13 protein-coding genes are annotated in these 18,451 nt (G+C 63.8%); 6 read left to right on the top strand and 7 right to left on the bottom strand.

The window, feature by feature from the left end; genetic code table 11:
* Positions 1-152: 152 nt before the first annotated feature.
* Entirely contained in the window at positions 153-3,221 is a 3,069-nt protein-coding gene (locus tag CEY05_RS23710; protein ID WP_143220608.1) for a PAS domain S-box protein, read from the top strand.
* On the opposite strand, the gene CEY05_RS23705 is transcribed toward CEY05_RS23710, so the two are convergent.
* From CEY05_RS23705 to CEY05_RS23680, 6 genes are all read right to left on the bottom strand, one after another.
* Positions 3,218-3,688 (bottom strand): RidA family protein, encoded by a 471-nt coding sequence (locus CEY05_RS23705; RefSeq protein WP_088599718.1) that lies wholly within the window; start codon positions 3,686-3,688, stop codon positions 3,218-3,220. The genes CEY05_RS23710 and CEY05_RS23705 overlap by 4 nt on opposite strands.
* Positions 3,689-3,854: 166 nt before the next feature.
* Positions 3,855-4,619, bottom strand: a complete 765-nt coding sequence (locus CEY05_RS23700; RefSeq protein ID WP_158219406.1) for a GntR family transcriptional regulator — start codon at positions 4,617-4,619, stop codon at positions 3,855-3,857.
* On the bottom strand, positions 4,606-5,928 hold the full coding sequence (locus tag CEY05_RS23695) for a Zn-dependent hydrolase (RefSeq protein WP_233161679.1): 1,323 nt from the start codon (positions 5,926-5,928) through the stop codon (positions 4,606-4,608). The genes CEY05_RS23700 and CEY05_RS23695 overlap by 14 nt, the downstream gene beginning before the upstream one ends.
* Positions 5,918-6,751, bottom strand: coding sequence for an ABC transporter permease (locus CEY05_RS23690; RefSeq protein WP_088599715.1), 834 nt, complete (start codon positions 6,749-6,751; stop codon positions 5,918-5,920). The genes CEY05_RS23695 and CEY05_RS23690 overlap by 11 nt, the downstream gene beginning before the upstream one ends.
* A complete protein-coding gene (locus CEY05_RS23685; RefSeq protein WP_158219405.1) occupies positions 6,744-7,640 on the bottom strand; it encodes an ABC transporter permease in 897 nt (298 codons plus the stop codon). The genes CEY05_RS23690 and CEY05_RS23685 overlap by 8 nt, the downstream gene beginning before the upstream one ends.
* An 11-nt stretch (positions 7,641-7,651) precedes the next feature.
* Positions 7,652-8,722 carry an ABC transporter ATP-binding protein gene (locus tag CEY05_RS23680; RefSeq protein WP_088599713.1) on the bottom strand — a complete coding sequence of 357 codons (1,071 nt, stop codon included), beginning with the start codon at positions 8,720-8,722 and terminating at the stop codon, positions 7,652-7,654.
* A 376-nt stretch (positions 8,723-9,098) separates the two neighbouring features.
* Here CEY05_RS23680 and CEY05_RS23675 point away from each other — a divergent pair, with 376 nt between their 5' ends.
* From CEY05_RS23675 to CEY05_RS23655, 5 genes are all read left to right on the top strand, one after another.
* Complete coding sequence (locus tag CEY05_RS23675; RefSeq protein ID WP_198952882.1) at positions 9,099-10,040, top strand: polysaccharide deacetylase family protein; 942 nt, start codon at positions 9,099-9,101, stop codon at positions 10,038-10,040.
* Positions 10,041-10,086: 46 nt separating this feature from the next.
* A complete protein-coding gene (locus CEY05_RS23670; RefSeq protein WP_088599712.1) occupies positions 10,087-11,145 on the top strand; it encodes an ABC transporter substrate-binding protein in 1,059 nt (352 codons plus the stop codon).
* Positions 11,145-11,978 carry an aspartate/glutamate racemase family protein gene (locus CEY05_RS23665; RefSeq protein WP_088599711.1) on the top strand — a complete coding sequence of 278 codons (834 nt, stop codon included), beginning with the start codon at positions 11,145-11,147 and terminating at the stop codon, positions 11,976-11,978. The genes CEY05_RS23670 and CEY05_RS23665 overlap by 1 nt, the downstream gene beginning before the upstream one ends.
* Positions 11,971-12,891 (top strand): allantoinase PuuE, encoded by a 921-nt coding sequence (gene puuE / locus CEY05_RS23660; RefSeq protein ID WP_088599710.1) that lies wholly within the window; start codon positions 11,971-11,973, stop codon positions 12,889-12,891. The genes CEY05_RS23665 and puuE overlap by 8 nt, the downstream gene beginning before the upstream one ends.
* Positions 12,892-13,274: 383 nt before the next feature.
* On the top strand, positions 13,275-14,885 hold the full coding sequence (locus CEY05_RS23655; protein ID WP_198952881.1) for a methyl-accepting chemotaxis protein: 1,611 nt from the start codon (positions 13,275-13,277) through the stop codon (positions 14,883-14,885).
* Here CEY05_RS23655 and CEY05_RS23650 read toward each other — a convergent pair.
* The gene (locus CEY05_RS23650) at positions 14,882-18,121 is read right to left on the bottom strand and encodes an autotransporter outer membrane beta-barrel domain-containing protein (RefSeq protein WP_088599708.1); all 3,240 of its coding nucleotides are present in this window, start codon (positions 18,119-18,121) and stop codon (positions 14,882-14,884) included. The two genes, CEY05_RS23655 and CEY05_RS23650, sit on opposite strands and share 4 nt — an antisense overlap.
* Positions 18,122-18,451: the final 330 nt, after the last annotated feature.

Below are 18,451 nucleotides of genomic sequence, written 5' to 3'. Positions count from 1 at the left end.
AGAATTCTTTCGATGCACGCTCAGGGCTCGCCCCGAATGTAATGACTGCATTCCAACTGCAGTCCAAGAATGCGAACAGTTGGACAATTTTCCCAGCAATAAAGTCCACACGGCGCCGTTAGCCATTACGCGCGTTCTTCACGGAGTTTCGATTGACCGTTTTTTCGAGCAACGACCGCGCCGCCGAATTGGCGCGGGCACAGGCCCGCATCCTCGAACTTGCGATGGGCGACACAGGGCTGCATCAAACGCTCGAGGCAATCACACATACCGTAGAAGGTCTGTCGGAAACCAAAGTCCTCGCCTCCATTCTTATCCTCGACGAGGACGGGCTGTGCCTGAGACATGGTGCCGCACCGAGTTTGCCCGACACCTACAACAAGGCCATAGACGGCATTCACGTCGGGCCGGGAGTCGGTTCCTGTGGCACCGTCGCGTTCAGTGGCGAGCCTGTCTACGTCTCGGATATCGCCACCAATCCCTTATGGGCGAACTACCGCGATGTCGCACTGTCCTATGGACTGCGAGCATGCTGGTCCACGCCCGTGAGATCGAGCGCGGGAAAGCTGCTGGGCACATTCGCGCTCTATTACCAGGCGCCGCGCGAGCCGGACGATAACGACATCGAGCTGATCAGCTTCGTCGCTCGCTCCGCCGGCCTGGTCATGGAACGGAAGCAGGCCGAGGAATCCTTGCGCATCGCCAACGAGCGCCAGATCGCCAAGGTGGAAGCGGACCTGGCCGCCTCGCGCGACCTGGTACGTGAACTGGAGACCAGCCGCGCGGCACTCGCCAGCAGCGAAGCGCGCCAGCGCGCAATCTTCCAAAGCGCGATCGACTTCGCCATGGTCATCGTAGACCCCCACGGGATCGTGACGGATTGGAACCCCGGCGCGGAACACGTCATGGGATGGTCCCCCGCGGAAATGATCGGCCAGAACGCCGAACTGTTTTTCACTCCCGAAGATCGGGCGAGCGGCCGGATCAGACATGAGATGAGCCGCGCCTTGCAAGACGGGCGCGCGTCCGACGACCGTTGGCATCTACGCAAGGACGGAAGCAGGTTCTGGGCTTCCGGTGAGCTGATGCCTCTTTCCGACGGAAGCGGCGAACATATCGGCTTCGTGAAGATCCTTCGAGATCGAACCGATGAACATGCCGCGGGTATTGCGCTGAAGCAGGCCAAGGACCGCTTCCAGACGATCGTCGAAACCATAGACGCTGCATTCGCCATCGTGAAAGTCGTGTTCGATGAGAATGACAAGCCCGTCAATTACCGCTTCGTCGAGGTCAACCCGGCGTTCGAGCGTCAGGCAGGCGTGGATCTCCAGGGAAAACTCGTCACCGAGTTCGCACCGGATCTGGAGCAATTCTGGTTCGACACCTATGGCCATGTCGCCAGCACGGGCGAACCGGCCACCTTCGAGAACTACGCCGAGGCATTCAAGCGCTGGTTCGATGTGCGGGCCGTCCGGGTTGGCGATCCCGCCGACCGGCAGATTGCCATCTTGTTTAGCGACGTCACCGCGCGCCACGACACCCAGGAGCGCCTCCGTGCCAGCGAAGCCTCCGCGCGCGAGAATGCAGAGCGTGTGCAACTGGCCCTGGGCGCTGGCGCGATCATCGGGACATGGCATTGGGATTTGCCTAGCGATCAATTCGCGGTCGATGACGGCTTCGCCAAGGCCTTCGGGCTGGATCCGGCGCTCGGCCGCAATGGGATCCCTCTAGCGCAAATTGTCGAAACGGTGCACCCGGACGACAAGGCAGGGCTGGCCGATGCAATCCGCGAAGTCATAAAGCGCGGCGGCCCATATGCCTACCAATACAGGGTTCGGCGCGCCGATGGCCGCTATTACTGGATTGAAGCGAACGGACATGTCGACCATGGCCCGGATGGCACGCCCCTCAGCTTTCCTGGCGTGGTTATCGATGTTGAAGAGCGTCGCAGCATCCAGGCAGAGCGAGATCGCGCGCTCGCCGCGCTGCGAACGCTGAATGAAACGCTTGAGCAGCGCGTTGCAGAGCGCACGGCGGAATTGATGCGTGCCGAAGAAGCGCTTCGCCAGGCCCAGAAGATGGAAGCGGTGGGTCAGCTTACCGGAGGTATTGCACACGACTTCAACAATATGCTCACTGGCGTCATTGGCGGTCTGGCGCTGGTTCAGCGCTACATCGCGCTTGGGCGCATGGATCGCGTAGACAAATATATCGAGACGGCGACAGTCTCGGCGCAACGGGCGGCTGCCCTTACGTCGCGCCTGCTGGCTTTCGGCCGCCGCCAGTCACTGGATCTCAAGCCGACCGATGTGAACGTGCTGGTTGCGAGCATGGAAGATCTTCTGCATCGGACGCTCGGTGAACAGGTGGCACTCGCGGTGCATCTGGATGGCGGCGTCTGGTCCGCCTATAGCGATAGCAATCAACTTGAGAGCGCGCTGCTCAACTTATGCATCAACGCGCGTGACGCCATGCCGGGCGGCGGCAAGTTGACGGTCGAGACAGGCAACACGCAGCTGGATGAACGTTACGCCAACGACTACGCCGACTTGCAGCCGGGCGACTACGTGGTGTTGTCGGTTACCGATACCGGCACGGGCATGTCGGAAAGCACCGTCGAGCGCGCATTCGAACCTTTCTTCACGACCAAACCCATGGGCCAGGGCACCGGCCTGGGGCTCTCGATGATTTACGGTTTTGCCCGGCAATCCGGTGGACATGTCCGGATCTACAGCGAGCTTGGCAAAGGCACGACGGTAAAGCTCTTCTTGCCGCGCCTTCATGGCGCATTGGACGAAGCGCAGAACCTTGCCGACTCGGCGACCCCGCTGGGTGCCGGTGAACTCGTCATGGTCGTCGAGGATGACCCGTCCGTGCGGATGATCATCACTGAAGTATTGGACGAGCTTGGTTATGGCGTAATCGAAGCCGTGGACGCACCGACCGCGATTCCCATCCTTGAGTCGAACAGGCGAGTAGACCTGCTCGTTACCGATGTCGGCCTGCCAGGGATGAACGGTCGGCAACTTGCGGAAGTCGCGCGTCAGTCTCGGCCAGGCCTGAGGATTCTGTTCATCACCGGTTACGCGGAAAACGCGGCGGTGCGGGCGGGGTTTCTGGATACCGGCATGGAGATGATGACCAAGCCGTTCGCCGTGGATGCCCTTGCAGCGAAACTGCGGGACATGCTGGCGAACGCTGGGTCACCTTCCGGCGTTTAGGATTTCAAAAAGAACGTCGCTTCGATTTCCACCGTCGTGTGCCGGGGCAATGCCGCAACGCCTATCGCCGTACGCGCGTGGCGGCCAGCGTCGCCGAAGACTTCCACCAGCAGGTCGGAAGCGCCATTGATCACGGCGGGGACGGATTCGAACGTAGGCGGGGCCAATACGTAGCCGTTGACTTTCAAGCACCCGCCAACGCGATCCAGGTCACCATCGCATGCTTCCTTGAGCGCGGCGAGCATGTTCACGGCACATAAGCGCGCTGCGGCATAACCTCGTTCGATGTCGTCAGCCCCTTGCACCGGGCCGCTGTAGACGGCTTTGCCGTCGCGCGAGCTGGTCTGCCCCGCCATGAACAGGAGATCGCCATGGCGGCGGAAGGGAACATAGCTACCACCGGGCTTGGGCAGGCTGGGCAATTCAACGCCAAGTTCACGCAGGCGGTCGGCAATGGATGTGGTCATGGCAATCCGTAGATAAGAGGGATTCGAAGACAAGCAGGCACAGAATGGGTCTGCCTGGTGGACAAGGATAAGGCCAGGAAGCGATGAGGGGAAGACCGGGGCAGGGACCAAGCCCAATGGGCATGGACGCTAAGGGACTGGGCGGCTGAGGCGCAGAAAAAATCCACTACGCCCCCGCCAACATCCCCGCCTCCCTCTCCTCATCCTGCTGCGCCAGCCGCGCAAAGGCTTCCTCGATCTCCAGAAAATCGAACTTCTGCCGCCGTAACGCCAGCAGCGTTTCCAGTTCGTCCAGGTGATGCGTCATCAGCTTCTCGGCCCGCGCGGCATTGCCATCGAGAATGGCTTGCATGATTCCCTCATGTTCATGCGGCCCCGCACAATTATGCGACGTGCACTCATGCAGCGAAGCCGGCGCGAACAGCGAAAAATGCAGGGAAGACCGCTGCATCAACCCTCGATGCATATCGACCAGATATGGATTGCCGGTCAACTCCACCAGCAGGAAATGAAATTCGGCGGACAGCCGAAATGCCAGCCCCCGGTCATCCCGCTCAGCAGCATTGCGCTCGGAAGCGACATGCTCTGCCAGCCGATTCACCGCCAGCACCCGGCGCCGCTCAGCGACCTGCCGCGTCACGCCCAGTTCCAGGATCTTGCGAGCGTCGTAGATCGCGTGCAGTTCCTCGACGGTCGGCACTGGAATGAAAGTCCCGCGATTGGGCACCGCGTCCAGCCACTTCTCATGGGTCAAGCGCTGCAATGCCTTACGCACTCTCTCGCGGCTGACATTCAGCACCCGCGCGATGGGCGGCTCCTGCAGCTTCAGCCCCGGTCGCAGCAGTCCGGAAAAAATGGCACGCCGGATGAGGTTATAGACATTCTCGTCAGCGTCGCTCGTCCCGGGCTTGGCTCCCTCATTGACTGGCATCGATATCCTCCACAGCGGCCACCAGCAGTTTAAGGCCCTCGGCGAAATCCGCGATTTCCATGGCTTCGTCGGGATTATGACTGCCATGCTCATTGCGCACGAAAATCATCGCGGTGGGAACGCCGCTGATGCCAAAGACCGCGGAGTCGTGCCCCGCGCCGCTGGCCATCTGGACATGCTCGATGCCAAGATCGTTCGCCAACCGGACCAGGCGTTCGCGGTGGACCGGCGCAATCGGGCCAGGCAATGCGTTGGTGTAGGCGCCCAGGTCGATTTTTACGCCGCGCCGGGTGCCGATTTCCTCAGCCATGTCCCGCACGGTCCGATCGATCTGCATAAGCAGATCATTGTCCTGGCTGCGGATATCCATGGTGAACCAGGCTTCGCCAGGAATCTTGGTCATGGTATGCACCTTCGCGTCCGTATGGCATTGCCCCACGGTGCAGACCAGATCCAACCCACGCGACTCGTAATCGATCCACATGGCTTCAAGGCGGTTAAGGAACTCGGCGACCGCGAATACCGCGTCCTGCCGGGAGCGGCGCGGTTCGGCGCCCGCATGGCCATAGCGGCCCACCACATGGCAATTCTTGTAGCGCAGATTCCCCCGGATCCCTGTCACCACGCCCACGGGGATGCTTTCCTGCACCAGCAACGGCCCTTGTTCGATGTGCAACTCCAGGAAACACTCGATATCCGAAGCACGCAACTGAGGTTCGCGCCGGCGTATGCGGTCAGGCTCGAAACCGCACATCGCCATATGCTCGCCCAGCGTTTTCCCGGTGTCGGGGCGTACGCACTGGTCCAGGGCCTCCGCTTCAAGCAGGCCCCACGCGGCACGGCTGCCGATATAAGGCGCGGGAAACCAGGATAGTTCCTCCGCACGCACGCCCATGACAGTAATGTCGTGACGCGGCAAGCGCCCTGCCCGCCGCCAGCGCGCCAGCATTGCCATGCCGGCGACCACGCCAGCCGCGCCATCATAATTGCCGCCATCCGGCACGGAATCCAGATGCGATCCGGTCATGATGGCAGGTAAATCACGCTCAGTTCCCGGCAAGGTCAGATAGAGATTCCCTGCCGCATCGATTCGTTCTTCCAGGTCCAGGCGACGGCCCAAATCGCGCATCAGATCGTGCGCCATTTGTTCGCCCTCGCCGTACGAGGCTCGGGTCACGCCCAACTCACTCCGCGACCTGCTGCGCAAGGTGTCGAACAATTCCGCCGCCAGCGCGGTTTCGGCTTGAAGATCCGCACTCAGCGCGGATTGCATCGACACAGAATCAATGGACGTCGACTCAGCGGACATAGCGAGAAACTCCCAGCACCCGTTCCATGACGAGCGCAAAAACGATGGTGAAGATAATCAATACCCCGGCGACTGCCGCGGCTCGCACGTCCAGCAGGTTCTCTATCAGGTTCCACAAGCGGATCGGCAGCACTTCGCTACGCGCATCCGACAGGAATAGCGATATCGGCACATTATCGAAAGAGAACATGAAAGCGATGAAGCTGCCCGCCAGCACGGCCGGCAGCGCCAGCGGCAGGGTGATGCGGATAAAGGTGCGCGTACCATCGGCGCCCAGGCTGCGCGACGCTTCCAGCAAGCTGGGATCGATCTGGCCAAAGCCGATCAAGGCGGTGCGGATGATGTAAGGCGTGGAAATCGCCATATGGCCGATGACCAGGCTCCAATAGGACAGCGGCACACCTATCGTCTGCAGCCACACCAGCATCGCCAATCCAAGGCTGATCCCGGGCAGCATCATCGGCGACTGGAAGAACGTTTCCAGCGCACGGGCCCAGGCGGTACGCTGCCTGGACAGATACAGGGCCGCCAGCGTCGCCATCAGGCCGGCCCCCAGCGTCGCCAGCAAGGACACACGCAGGCTGATGGCGAAGGCCTGCCAGATGTCGTCGGACTCGTTCCACAGGGCCCCGTACCAGCGCCAGGACATGTCACGCGGGGGAAATCGCAGGGATTCGCCGCCATTGAAGGATGCCGCCAGTGCGATGAACGTCGGCACGAGCAGCAGCAGGACCGCCACCGCCAGCGTGGCGCCCGATGCCAACCGCCAGATGGCGGCGTCGACGCGGCGCCGAATGCGGACGCCGAGCGTGGATTCAGCCATGGATATACCCCTGCGAACGCCGCGCCAGCACGGTGCCGGCGAAGATGATGGCGCTGACCGTGATCATCAGGATCACCGCCAGCGCCGCCGCGAAGCCCCAATCCTGGTTCAGGATGGATTGCTGGTAGATGTACATGGGCATGTACAGCAGGCCGCCGCCACCCAGGATGGTCTGCGACACAAACGCCCCCACCGCCGAAGCGAACACCAAGGCCGCGCCGCCTATCAGGCCCGGCACGCTCAAGGGCAGCAGCACCTGCACGAAGGTGCGCCAATGCCCGGCACCCAACGACCGCGAAGCCAGCGCCAGACTGCCATCGACGCGTGACAGCACGGTGTACAGCGCCAATACCATCATGGGCAGTTCGATCTGCGTCAGGCCGATCACGACAGCGGATTCGGTAAACAGGATGCGAATCGGATGATCGATCCAGCCCAGCCACAGCAGCAACGCGTTGATGGGCCCCTGGTTGCCCAAGGTCACCAGCCAGCCAAAGGTACGCACGATGGCGCTGACCAGCAATGGCAGGATGACGAGCAGCAGCATGGCCGAGCGCAGCCGCGGCCCCACGGTCACCATCGCCAACGCATAGGGAAAGCCCGCCAGAATGGTTGCCACGGTGGCGTAGACGCCCAGGCGCAGCGTGCCGAACAGCACGCCATAGGTCATGGGGTCGGACAGCGCGCGCACGAAGTTCGCCGCCGTCAACGCGCCGTCCTGGCCGCGCACGCTCATGACCAGCAGCACGATCTGCGGCGCCAGCACGAAGATAAGGAAATAGAGAAGCAGCGGAAGCGCCAGCAAGAAGCTGGAGTCCAGCTGCGGTTTGCGCAGCGCAGCGGCCCCGGACATAGGCCTGGGCGTGGGCGTAGGAGCGGAAAGGGGCATGCTGGCGCCGCTCATGGCAGGAACACCGGGCAAAGGGCCTGCGGATTGATCCGCACCCGCACGCGCGCCCCCGCCGGCAGGTTATCGGCGCCCCGCTCACGAGGCGCGGCCAGCTGTAGCTCGGTGCCGTCATCCAGCGTGACCCCCACGCGGGTGCTCGGCCCCATGGGCCTGGCATAACGCACCACCGCGCCAGCCCCGTCGTCGCATAGTTCGATCTGTTCCGGGCGCAGGGCGATGCGCGCCGCGCCTACACGGCGGCACGGGCCTGCTGACTGGAAGCGCAGCTCCACCCCGCCGGCTGTGCGCAGGGTCCAATGGTCGCCATCACTCTTGCCCAGCACACCATCGAGGAAGGTCGAGTTGCCCACGAAGCCGCTGACGAAAGGCGTGCTGGGCGCATCGTAGATTTCGCTGGCGGTACCGAACTGCATGACCTGGCCGGCATTGAGCACGGCGATGCGGTCGGCCATGCTCATCGCTTCCTCCTGGTCGTGGGTGACCATGATGGTGGTGATGCCCAGTTCGCGCTGGATGCGCAGCAGCTCGAACTGCATTTCCTCGCGCAGGTTCTTGTCCAGCGCGCCTAGCGGTTCATCCAGCAACAGCAGGCGTGGCGAAATGGCCAAGGCCCGCGCCAACGCCACCCGTTGCTGCTGTCCGCCGGACAATTGCCGCGGCAGGCGCTTGGCGTAGCCATCCATGCGCACCACGTCCAGCATCTCCTGCACCTTGGGCGCGATGGTTTCCTTGGGCACCCGATGGGAGCGCAGGCCGTAGGCGATGTTGTCGGCCACGGTCATGTGCGGAAACAGCGCGTAGTTCTGGAACACCATGCCGATGCGGCGCGCTTCGGGCGTCAGCGTGGATATGTCCACGCCATCCAGGCGCACCGCGCCGCCGTTGGCGCGCACGAAGCCGGCAATCACCCGCAGCAAGGTGGTCTTGCCGCAGCCACTGGGACCGAGCAAGGCGACGAATTCGCCCGCGTTGATTGCCAGATCGATATGGTCCACGGCCACGGCATCGCCGTAGCGGACCTGGATGTCGTCGAGGGTGAGGAAGGCGCGGTCGGTCACCATGCGTGGCGTCCTTTCAGATGGCGGATGAAAAGCAGGTGCCTAGGGCAATGCAATATCCATGCCATTTTTTCAGGAGCGGCCTCCCCCGGAAAACAAGGCCAGGCTAGACCACGCGGGCCCAAAAACGTGCACACCTGCCACAAAAATGTGCACATATGCGATCCGAATGTGCATCATTTTTGAGCACGGCAACCGCGCACAAGCTCCGCCAACCCTCACTCCATAGAGAGAACCCCGTCCAACGGCCCCGGAACAGCCAAGGGTTTCCCCCATGCAAACTTGGCATATGTATTGCATACAACCCTGGGACGCAATACGTCTGCCATGCATTGTCTTATCCGGCAACCGTCTTGCCCCCCGATACCTGGAACCGACTATGAACGAGCGCGTGATACCTCGCGATCTACATGGCTACGCCGGCAACCCGCCGCGAGCCCGCTTTCCCAACGGCGCCGCCCTGGCGGTATCGCTGGCCGTGAACTTCGAGGAAGGCGCGGAATGGACCATTGCCGATGGTGACGCCACCGCCGAACGCGTCGCGGAGATCCACAGCGTCGTGCCGGCGGGCCGTTGGGATCAAGGCACGGAGCAGCAATTCGCGTATGGCATGCGCGCCGGTGTCTGGCGCATCCTGGAAGCGCTGGAACAGCATAAGCGTCACGCCACCTTCTATATGTGTGGCCGTGCCGTGGAGCGCTCGCCGGAGATCGCGCGCCGCATCGTGCAAGCGGGACACGAGGCCGCCTGCCATGGCTGGCGTTGGCGGCCGCATGCGGACTACGACTCCCGCGAGGCCGAACACGCCGACCTGCGCCGCTGCGTGGCGGTACTGCGTGAAGTCACCGGGGCCGCGCCAGCGGGTTTCTTCTGCCGTGGCAGCGAAAGCCCGTGGACGCGCGCGCTATTGCGCGAGGAGGGCTTCATCTACACCAGCAACGGGCTGGACGATGACCTGCCCTACTGGGCCAATGGCGATGCCGATGCCAATGCGAATACCGCTGGCGCTCGTCCCCTGCTGGTCATCCCCTACGCCTTCGACAGCAACGACATGAAGTTCTTCCATCCCAATGGCTTCGTCCGCGCCGACGACATGGTCGGCTACGTCAAGGACGCCATCGAGGTGCTGTTGGAAGAAGGCCGTCGCGGCGTGCCCAAGCTGCTCAATATCGGCCTGCATCTACGCATCGTCGGCCGTCCCGGGCGCTTTGCCGCCGTCAAACGCATTCTGGATTTGCTGGACAGCTACGGCGACGAGGTCTGGACGCCCCGTCGTATCGACCTCGCCCGCTACTGGCAAGAACATTTTCCCGCGCGCTAATGCGCATCTCTTGGCGTCAGTCCCTCTCTCTGCAAGGAAACGCTTCATGAACGACATCAACCTGTCCCGCCGCCATCTGATGGCCGGCCTCTCCGGCCTGGCCCTCAGCAGCGCGCTGCCGAATCTGGCGCGCGCGCAATCCGACGCTCGCATCGTCGTGCAGACGTTTCCGGGCACGTGGGAACAAGCCGCGCGCAGTGTCATCGTGCCGGCCTTCGCGAAAGCCAGCAAGGGCGAGGTGACGATCAGCCCCGTCCTGGCAGTGGATGCCCTGGCCCGCGTGTCGGCATCCAAGAACGCCCCGCCCTACGATGTGATCCTCATCGATGAACCCGCCGAGATCGTCGCGCGTGCGCAGGACCTGCTGGAACCGCTGCCCGTCGCGCAGATGCCCAACCTGGCGAAGCTGCCGCCTGGCCTGGTCGGCAAGGACGGCTACGGCGCCATGGCCGCGCTGCAGGTCTTCGGCATTGCCTACAACCCGCGCACGGTGAAGGCGCCGCCCACTTCCTGGGAAGACCTGTGGCGTCCGGAGTACAAGGGCCGCGTGTTGATCAACGGCCCCGACACCACGATAGGCGCGACGTGGATGGTGGCGCTGGCAAAAATGCACGGCGGCAGCGAGACGGACCTGGAGCCGGCGTGGAAGGCCCTGGAAAAGCTCAAGCCCAACCTCGCCACCATTCCGCCCAACCCCGGCGCGGTGGGACCGCTGTTCCAACAGGGGCAGGCGGACATCGCGGTGGGGTTTCTCAGCGTGGTCGAGCCGCTGCGGGCGCGCGGTGTGGATATCGCCATCGCCAAGCCCAAGGAAGGCTGGGGCATCGTCAGCAACATCGCGCATCTGGTCAAGGGCTCGAAGAACAAGGCGCTGGCGGCTGCCTATATCAACACCCAGGTCGACGCCGCGGTGCAGGCGCAGTTGGCGAAGGAGCCTTACTACAACGTCCCGAGCAACCGCGATGTGGCCTTCTCCGGGCTGCTGGCACAGGTCGCCCCCAACCTGGACGAACTGTTGAAGTCGCGCAGCATGAACTGGGCGCCCATCGCGGCACAGCGGCGCGAGCTGATCGACCGCTTCAATCGCGAATTCCGGCGCGGCTGATGCGGCTGCTCGTTCTCAACCCCAATACGTCCGAGGCGGTAAGCGGGCGCTTGCGCATGGTGCTGTCGTCCGGCTTGATGCCGGGCGAGCAGCTTCGTGTCGAGACCGCCGCGAGCGGGCTGGCCTATATCGGTGATGTTGCTGCCATGGCCGTCGGCGCGCAGGCGGCGCGCGCGTCCTTGCAAGGCGTCATGGCCGAGCGTGTTGCGCCTGGTGATGGCCGAGCCGCAGGCGCAGGGCTGGGTGACGGCCCGGCCGCCGCTGATCACGCCACCGATGAATGCTTCGACGCCGTGCTGCTGGCCTGCTTCGCGGACTTGGACACAGCGGGATTGCAAGCTTTGGCGGGACGGCCAGCGGTAAGCCTGCTGGGCGCTTCCGTAAGGATGGCCGCCCGCGCGGGCCGGCGCTGGGCGGTGGTCACGGGCGGGGCAGGATGGCAGCAACTGCTGCCGGAGATGTTCGCCGTGGCCGCCGCTTCGCAAGCAGTCGCGGGAGAACTGGTCTGCGTGCGCACCTTTGAAGTGCAGGATCCCGCCATCGCTGGCGATCCTTTGCGCATGCAAGCGGAGATCGCACGCCTGGCCAGGCTATGCGCGGACGAGGACGGCGCCGATGTGGTCATCATCGGTGGCGCGGGATTGGGAGGGTTGGCACCTGCCGGTGCTGTGGGACGCAGAGACGTCCTCGTATTGGATAGCGTTTTGTGCGGACTGCAGGTCGCACGGGAATCGATCAATCCGGCGCCCTTGCGAGCCACGCGGTCCGGGTCTGGGCCAGGGCCTGCTGCTGTTACGGTCGCCGTTGTTCCGGGGAATCACAATCATGACTAACGTCTATCCGCGCGACCTGATCGGCCACGGCGCCAAGCCCCCATTGGCCGACTGGCCCGGTGGCGCACGCGTCGCCGTGCAGTTCGTGCTCAATTATGAAGAGGGGTCTGAGAGTTCAGTCCTCGATGGCGATGCCTTGTCCGAGCGTTTTCTGTCGGAGATCGTCGGTGCCGAGGGCTATCCCGCACGCCACATGAGCATGGAATCGATATACGAATACGGTTCTCGCGTGGGCGTGTGGCGTATCCTGCGCGAGTTCGAGAAGCGTGGCCTGCCGTTGACGGTCTTCGGTGTCGCGCAGGCCTTGCAGCGCAACCCCGACGTCGCCCGTGCCTGCGTCGAGCTGGGCCATGAAATCGCCTGCCATGGCTGGCGCTGGCTGCATTACCAGAACGTCGACGAAGCGACCGAGCGCGAGCACATGAAGCTGGCCACCGCGTGCATACGCGAGTTGACCGGTGGCGTGTGGCCGCTAGGCTGGTATACGGGCCGCGACAGCCCCAACACCCGTCGCCTGCTGGTCGAACATGGCGGTTATGAATACGACAGCGACTATTACGGCGATGACCTGCCGTTCTGGACACGGGTGACGCGCGGGGATGGCGGCTCGTCGCAGCATCTGGTCGTTCCCTATACGCTGGACACCAACGACATGCGATTCGCGACGCCGCAGGGATTCAACACGGCGACGCATTTCTACGAGTATCTGCGTGACAGCTTCGATGTGCTGTATGCCGAAGGCGAAGAGACGCCACGGATGCTATCGATAGGGATGCACTGCCGGCTACTGGGCCGGCCGGGACGCTTCCTGGCGTTGCAACGCTTCCTGGATCACGTGCAGCGGCACGACAACGTGTGGATCTGCCGCCGCATCGACATCGCGCGGCATTGGGCTGGGCGACATCCGAGCTGAGCGTGGCCATATACCCCCGCCCGTCCCGCTACGGCCCGTTTGCAACCTGGCGCTGCCTCGGCGCGCCATTGGCTGCATTCGGCATGCCGCCCCGTATCAATCAGCAAATCTGGGCAATCAAACCGTTCAAACTGAAAGCAGTGAGCCTCTGCCGGTCAGTCTCCAACAGAACGGTCACAACGTGATATCCCAAAAAAATATCTAAAGGGATTCTCAGCCCTAGATCCCGGGATCGTCACGGATTTCGGCATTTATCCTGTCCGCAGGAGATATCTCAGCGGCTCTCGCCGCCCAAAAACAAGCTACGCATTCCACGCGGCCTCGCCTATGCATGGCGTATCAGGTCGCCTTCTCCTATTGAAATTTAAGGCCGACGTCTCATCGTGCGCATATCCAATCTGAAAATTGGCACCCGGCTCGTGCTGGGCTTCGCCATCGTGCTCATCCTGTTGATCGGCGCTTCGTCATTCAGCATGTACCAGCTCCATCACATTGCAGAAGCCAACCGCGTCACGCTGGAAAATCCATTGTTCAAGGAGCGGCTGGCTGCCGACTGGAGCCGCAACACCTTCGGCTCGATACGGCGCACGTCTGTCCTGGCGAAAAGCGCCGACAACTCCCTCATGGCGTATTTCGCCAAGGACGCCGAGCAGATTTCCCAGTCCACCACTGAGATCACCAAACGAATCGAATCCCTTATCGTTGGAGAACAGGAGAAGGCGCTCTTCGCCGAAGTGGGGCGTGCCCGGCAGCGCTATACCGATACGCGCAATGCGGTCATGACGCAAAAGGCGGCAGGAAATATCGACGAAGCCAATCGCATCTTCAACCAGGAATACTCCCCTGCCGCACAGCAGTACGAAGATCGCATCGAGGACTTCGTGAAGACGCAGAGACAGGCCATCGACGAGGCCAAGCAGCTTATCGCCAACGACTACACGCGCGGCACCGAACTGCTTTTCGTCATCACCGCGCTGGGCGTCGTGCTGGGCGCTGTCTGTGCAGTCATCATCAGCCGCGGGATCGTGCGCCCGATCTCCTATGCGGTGCGAGTCGCGAATACGGTAGCCAACGGCGACTTGACGCAACGGATCACCGCCGAATCCAAGGACGAGATGGGCCAACTGCTGCAGTCCTTGCGCACCATGAACCTGAATCTGGCGCGCACGGTGAGCGGCATCCGCACGGGCGCGGAAACGATTTCGACCGCCTCCGCGGAAATCGCCGCAGGCAACGCCGATCTGTCCTCGCGAACCGAAGAACAGGCGGCTTCGCTGGAGGAAACCGCGGCTTCCATGGAGCAGATGGCGTCCACGGTGAAGCAGAACGCCGACAACGCCCGCCAGGCGAACAAGCTGGCGGCCAGCGCGTCGGCAGTTGCCGAACGCGGCGGCGTGGCGGTGGAAGAGGTCGTGCAGACCATGGGCGCCATCTCGGCCAGCTCGAGAAAGATTTCCGACATCGTGTCGGTGATCGACGGCATCGCCTTCCAGACCAACATCCTGGCGCTGAACGCCGCAGTGGAAGCGGCGCGCGCCGGCGAGCAAGGCAAGGGCTTCGCCGTCGTGGCCGGCGAGGTGCGCACCCTGGCACAGCGCAGCGCCAGCGCCGCCAAGGAAATCAAAGGACTGATCGAGGACTCGGTCGGCAAGGTCAACGTCGGGGCCGGACAGGTCGAGCGCGCCGGCACGACCATGCGGGAGATCGTCACGTCGGTCAAGCACGTGACCGACATCATGGGTGAGATCACCACTGCATCGGAGGAACAGGCCCAGGGCGTGGATCAGGTGAACATCGCCATCGCGCAGATGGACGAAGTGACCCAGCAGAACGCAGCGTTGGTCGAGCAGTCGGCCGCCGCCGCGGGCGCCATGCAGGACCAGGCCGCCGAACTGGTCCGCGCCGTGGCAACCTTCAAGGTCGGCAACGACCAGGTGCTGGAAGCGGCGCCCGTATCGTGGCGCCCGCCGCGTGGCGCTACGACGACGCTTTAAAACCGCCAGCGCACAGTGACCGCGCCGCTGTTCTGCCGATTGCCGCCGCCGAACTGCCCGGTATAAGCCAGCCCCACGGTGGCAGCCCGCGTAACAGCCAGATCGGCGCCCAGCGACAATACGGCGGCATCGCGCGCCAGCGGCGCACCGTTCACCGTGAACGACTGGCTGCCCTGGAAAGCCAGGGTAGTGGCCGGGTCCAGGTCGCCGTACGCGTGGCGCCAACCCGCGGTGGCATAAGCGCGCCCCTGCGACCCGGCGCTCTCGAAGGTGCTTTGCACGCGCAGGCCCAAGGTGGTGCTGCCTACCTTGTTGTGGCTATCCTTGCCTGAGAGCGCGGCGTCGCCGCCCGATTCGCTGAAGCCGCGGATGCGCTGGTCGTTGTAGTCCGCGCCAACGAAGGGTTCCAGGCCGATACGGTCGGTAAGCGGCAACGCGTAGCCAAGCTCACCGAACACCTGGCTCGTATTGCCGCCGTAGGACGCCTTGAGCGATTGGTCCACGCCTGCCGCGTCGACGTTGCGGCGCGTGTCGATGTCATGCCAGGTATACCCGGCGCCCAGGCTGACGTTGATCTTGCCCGGCCCGGCGGCGTACGCCTTGCCACCGTAGATCACGCCGCTATAGCTGTCGATGTCCGTGCGCGACGACAGGCCCTTGGCGCTGCTGTGGCTGCCCGTGTAGCCGAGCGCGCCGCCCAGGCGCCAGCCACCGCCCACGTGCTGGTCTCCGCCGACGAACAGGCCACCATCGGATTGCCGGACTTCAGTGCTGCCGTTGCTGCCGCCGAGCGTGCGCCAGTCCCCGAAAACCTGCGCCCACACCGGCTGCGCCGCCGATTGGGGCAAGGACGACGCGTCGCCACGGCCCAACTGCGCCGTCGGTTGGCCGCGCGTCATGCCCGCGTCCAGATTGGCGTGCAGATGCTGCAAGGGAAGTGTGGCGACATTGTCCGCGACACCGAAAAGCGTGCTGCCGGCGCTGGCGTGCGACTCACCCGACAGGGATTGGAACACGCCGGCCGGGGCGCCGTTGGGCAGGTTCAGGACACGCCCGTACAAGGGCGAGTCAGACGGCAAGGACTGCAAGGCATTGGCTGTCGCGCGCTGGTTGCCGTTGCTGGCCAGATCGGCGAAGCGGATGTCTCGTGTGCCGCCGCCATTGGCAGGCGGTGTGGAAGTCCCGCCATCCGCCGGCGGCGTGGAGGTATTGCCATCGTCCGGGACCTGCTTCAGATTGACGACCAGATCGACATTGTTGCCGTGGTAAGCCAGCGTCGGTTCAAGATAGGCAAGGTTGCTGGTCACCTGGCTGAACTGCCCCGTCAGCCCGCCCGTGGCTTGCAGGATGCCATACGTGGTTTGCGCCGCGTAGGGGGCACCGCTGCCGATCTGGACGACCGAGCCACCCAAAGTGGCCGCGCCGTTGACGACCACCGCGCTATTGCTACCGTCCGCGGCCGCCGTGACGCGAAAGGTGGATCCGCTGTCCAGGACGAGATTGCCGTTGACCGTCAACGTGCCGGTCGGGTTGGCAGCGTTGCCGGGCGCCAGCGTGCCACCTTGCGTGATACGCGTCTCGCCCACCTGGCCCGTGCCGGAAAGCGTTCCCGTATCGAGAACAATGACCGGACCTCCCAGCTTGCCGTCGACTTGCATCGTGCCCTGGTCGGCGAAGCTGGCGCCGGCGAATCCGCTGCTATCGCCCGACAATACCAGCGTGCCTGGGCCGACCTTGTTAAGCCAGCCAGTTCCCGTCAAGGAGCTGGAGATGGTCGCCACCGCGCCAAGCGGAGTATCGAGGTTGCCCCCGCTCGGGCCCAGTATGAAACTGCGTGCACTATTGAATCCATCGGCCATTCTCAGCGCGCCCCCGTCCAACGTGACGCTGCCCGAGGGATCGCCGAGATTGCTGTCCGACGAGACGACCAGCTCTCCCCCCTTGATGGTCCAATTCGTGATGGCGCTGGTGCTGCCGGTCAGTGTCCAGTTGCTGGCACCCGTCTTTTCGTAATCCGTGAATCCGTAGAACGACGCGCCCGCGGTCAGGGGTGGGGTCGCCACGATTCGGGATACGTCGAAGGTGGAGTCCGTGTCGCCGCCCAGGGCCAGGGTGTTGGTGACGCCGAACGCCGTTGCCAGGACATTGCCTTGGAAGGAAAAACCGTTGCGCAGTTCCAGGCGGTTGTCGCCGCCGGTGAACATCAGGGCGGTGGGGCCCTGGACGCCCAGGGCATTGCTGCCGGCGTTGATCGCGCCGCTGTTGATCACCACGGTGTTGCTGCCTGCGGTAACGCCCATGCCGGCCAATGCATCTGGCGGGGGCGAACCTGCGCCGATAAACGTCGGTCCGACGAGGCCGGCATCGCCGCCCGTGATCGTACCGGTGTTGATCAACGCGGCGCCGTCGGCGATCTCGACCCCAGTTCCTCCAGCCCCACCCATGCCGCCATAGAAAAGCGTGGAACCGTCGGTACCTCCTAATCCCCCGATGCCGCCGTTTCCTCCGGTGATTATGCCGCTGTTCGAGAGGGTAGCCGTTCCGCGCACCGACACGCCGGTCCCGCCGTCACCGCCATTGCCGCCGCCCGCGTACATGTTCAGGCTCGAGAGTGACAAGCCGCCCGATCCGCCATTCCCGCCGTCGCCACCACTGACGTTCGTGCCGCTCAGGATGAGGGTCGATGTACCGCCCAATACGACCCCATAGCCTCCAGCACCGCCGCCTCCGCCGCCACCCGACGGGGCTGAAGGCGTTGGAATCAGGTTGGAGGCGCCGGCGCCGCCGTCGCCCCCCTTGCCGCCGATTATGGTCAGGCCCGAATACTGGTTCGGGATGCCGGTCACCGTGGTCGTGAATCCGGCTGCGCCACCGCCGCCACCACCGCCGCCGCCGCCGCCAAAACCCATGGCAGGGGGTGCGAAGGCGCCATTCGCGCCGGCGTTACCGGTTAACACGATGCCGTTGCTTGAGGAGCCCGTACCGGCGCTTCCGCCGGCCCCCCAGTTGGAGAAGCCCTCGCCATCTCCATCGTTGCCTGCCGCGCCGGAGCCACCGCCTCCTCCCCCCGAGCCGCCACCACCGGGTATGAACGTGCCCATCCCACCATCGTTGCCGGGCGTACCGCCCGCGCCAGGAACGGCCAGATCCGTGCTATAGCCGCCCGCGCCGCCAAAACTCTGGGCGTGCACGGGAGACGCGGCCACCGCAGCAAAGGCCAGCGCGCTGGCGATCATCAGGGACAGTGGGTGACGGCGGGGAAACGGGACGTCGGAGGAAATGCGGGCAGGGGCTTGATCAGCACGCAGGCCAGTGGCCGAGGTGCTTCGAGGGAACGGATGCATTTGTGCAACGGAATAAAGCGCCGTTTGCAGGCCAAGTGCCCGCTGACAAAGGAAACCAGTTAACGACGCGCGTTGAGGGGATGTCGATGGAAAATCGACGCGGGTAGCGATGCGCGAGCTTATCTTGGATTTCGTGCGGGCCAGGCCCGTGCCGGGATGAGCTTCGCTCATAATCAACTCGTGTATTCCTCACACAACACCACTCGTCGCCAAGGTAGCCTC

This window comes from Achromobacter sp. HZ34 (assembly GCF_002209485.1).
In the GTDB taxonomy this organism is placed as follows: Bacteria; Pseudomonadota; Gammaproteobacteria; order Burkholderiales; family Burkholderiaceae_B; genus Bordetella_C.
This window is presented reverse-complemented; position numbering and strand designations above follow the sequence as displayed.

What these genes read in the sequence shown, in the direction of transcription:
- CEY05_RS23705 (WP_088599718.1), bottom strand. Translation starts at nt 3,688, where the DNA reads ATGACCACATCCATTGCCGACCGCCTGCGTGAACTTGGCGTTGAATTG.
- CEY05_RS23700 (WP_158219406.1), bottom strand. Translation starts at nt 4,619, where the DNA reads ATGCCAGTCAATGAGGGAGCCAAGCCCGGGACGAGCGACGCTGACGAG.
- CEY05_RS23695 (WP_233161679.1), bottom strand. Translation starts at nt 5,928, where the DNA reads ATGTCCGCTGAGTCGACGTCCATTGATTCTGTGTCGATGCAATCCGCG.
- CEY05_RS23690 (WP_088599715.1), bottom strand. Translation starts at nt 6,751, where the DNA reads ATGGCTGAATCCACGCTCGGCGTCCGCATTCGGCGCCGCGTCGACGCC.
- CEY05_RS23685 (WP_158219405.1), bottom strand. Translation starts at nt 7,640, where the DNA reads ATGCCCCTTTCCGCTCCTACGCCCACGCCCAGGCCTATGTCCGGGGCC.
- CEY05_RS23680 (WP_088599713.1), bottom strand. Translation starts at nt 8,722, where the DNA reads ATGGTGACCGACCGCGCCTTCCTCACCCTCGACGACATCCAGGTCCGC.
- CEY05_RS23675 (WP_198952882.1), top strand. Translation starts at nt 9,099, where the DNA reads ATGAACGAGCGCGTGATACCTCGCGATCTACATGGCTACGCCGGCAAC.
- CEY05_RS23670 (WP_088599712.1), top strand. Translation starts at nt 10,087, where the DNA reads ATGAACGACATCAACCTGTCCCGCCGCCATCTGATGGCCGGCCTCTCC.
- CEY05_RS23665 (WP_088599711.1), top strand. Translation starts at nt 11,145, where the DNA reads ATGCGGCTGCTCGTTCTCAACCCCAATACGTCCGAGGCGGTAAGCGGG.
- puuE (WP_088599710.1), top strand. Translation starts at nt 11,971, where the DNA reads ATGACTAACGTCTATCCGCGCGACCTGATCGGCCACGGCGCCAAGCCC.
- CEY05_RS23650 (WP_088599708.1), bottom strand. Translation starts at nt 18,121, where the DNA reads ATGATCGCCAGCGCGCTGGCCTTTGCTGCGGTGGCCGCGTCTCCCGTG.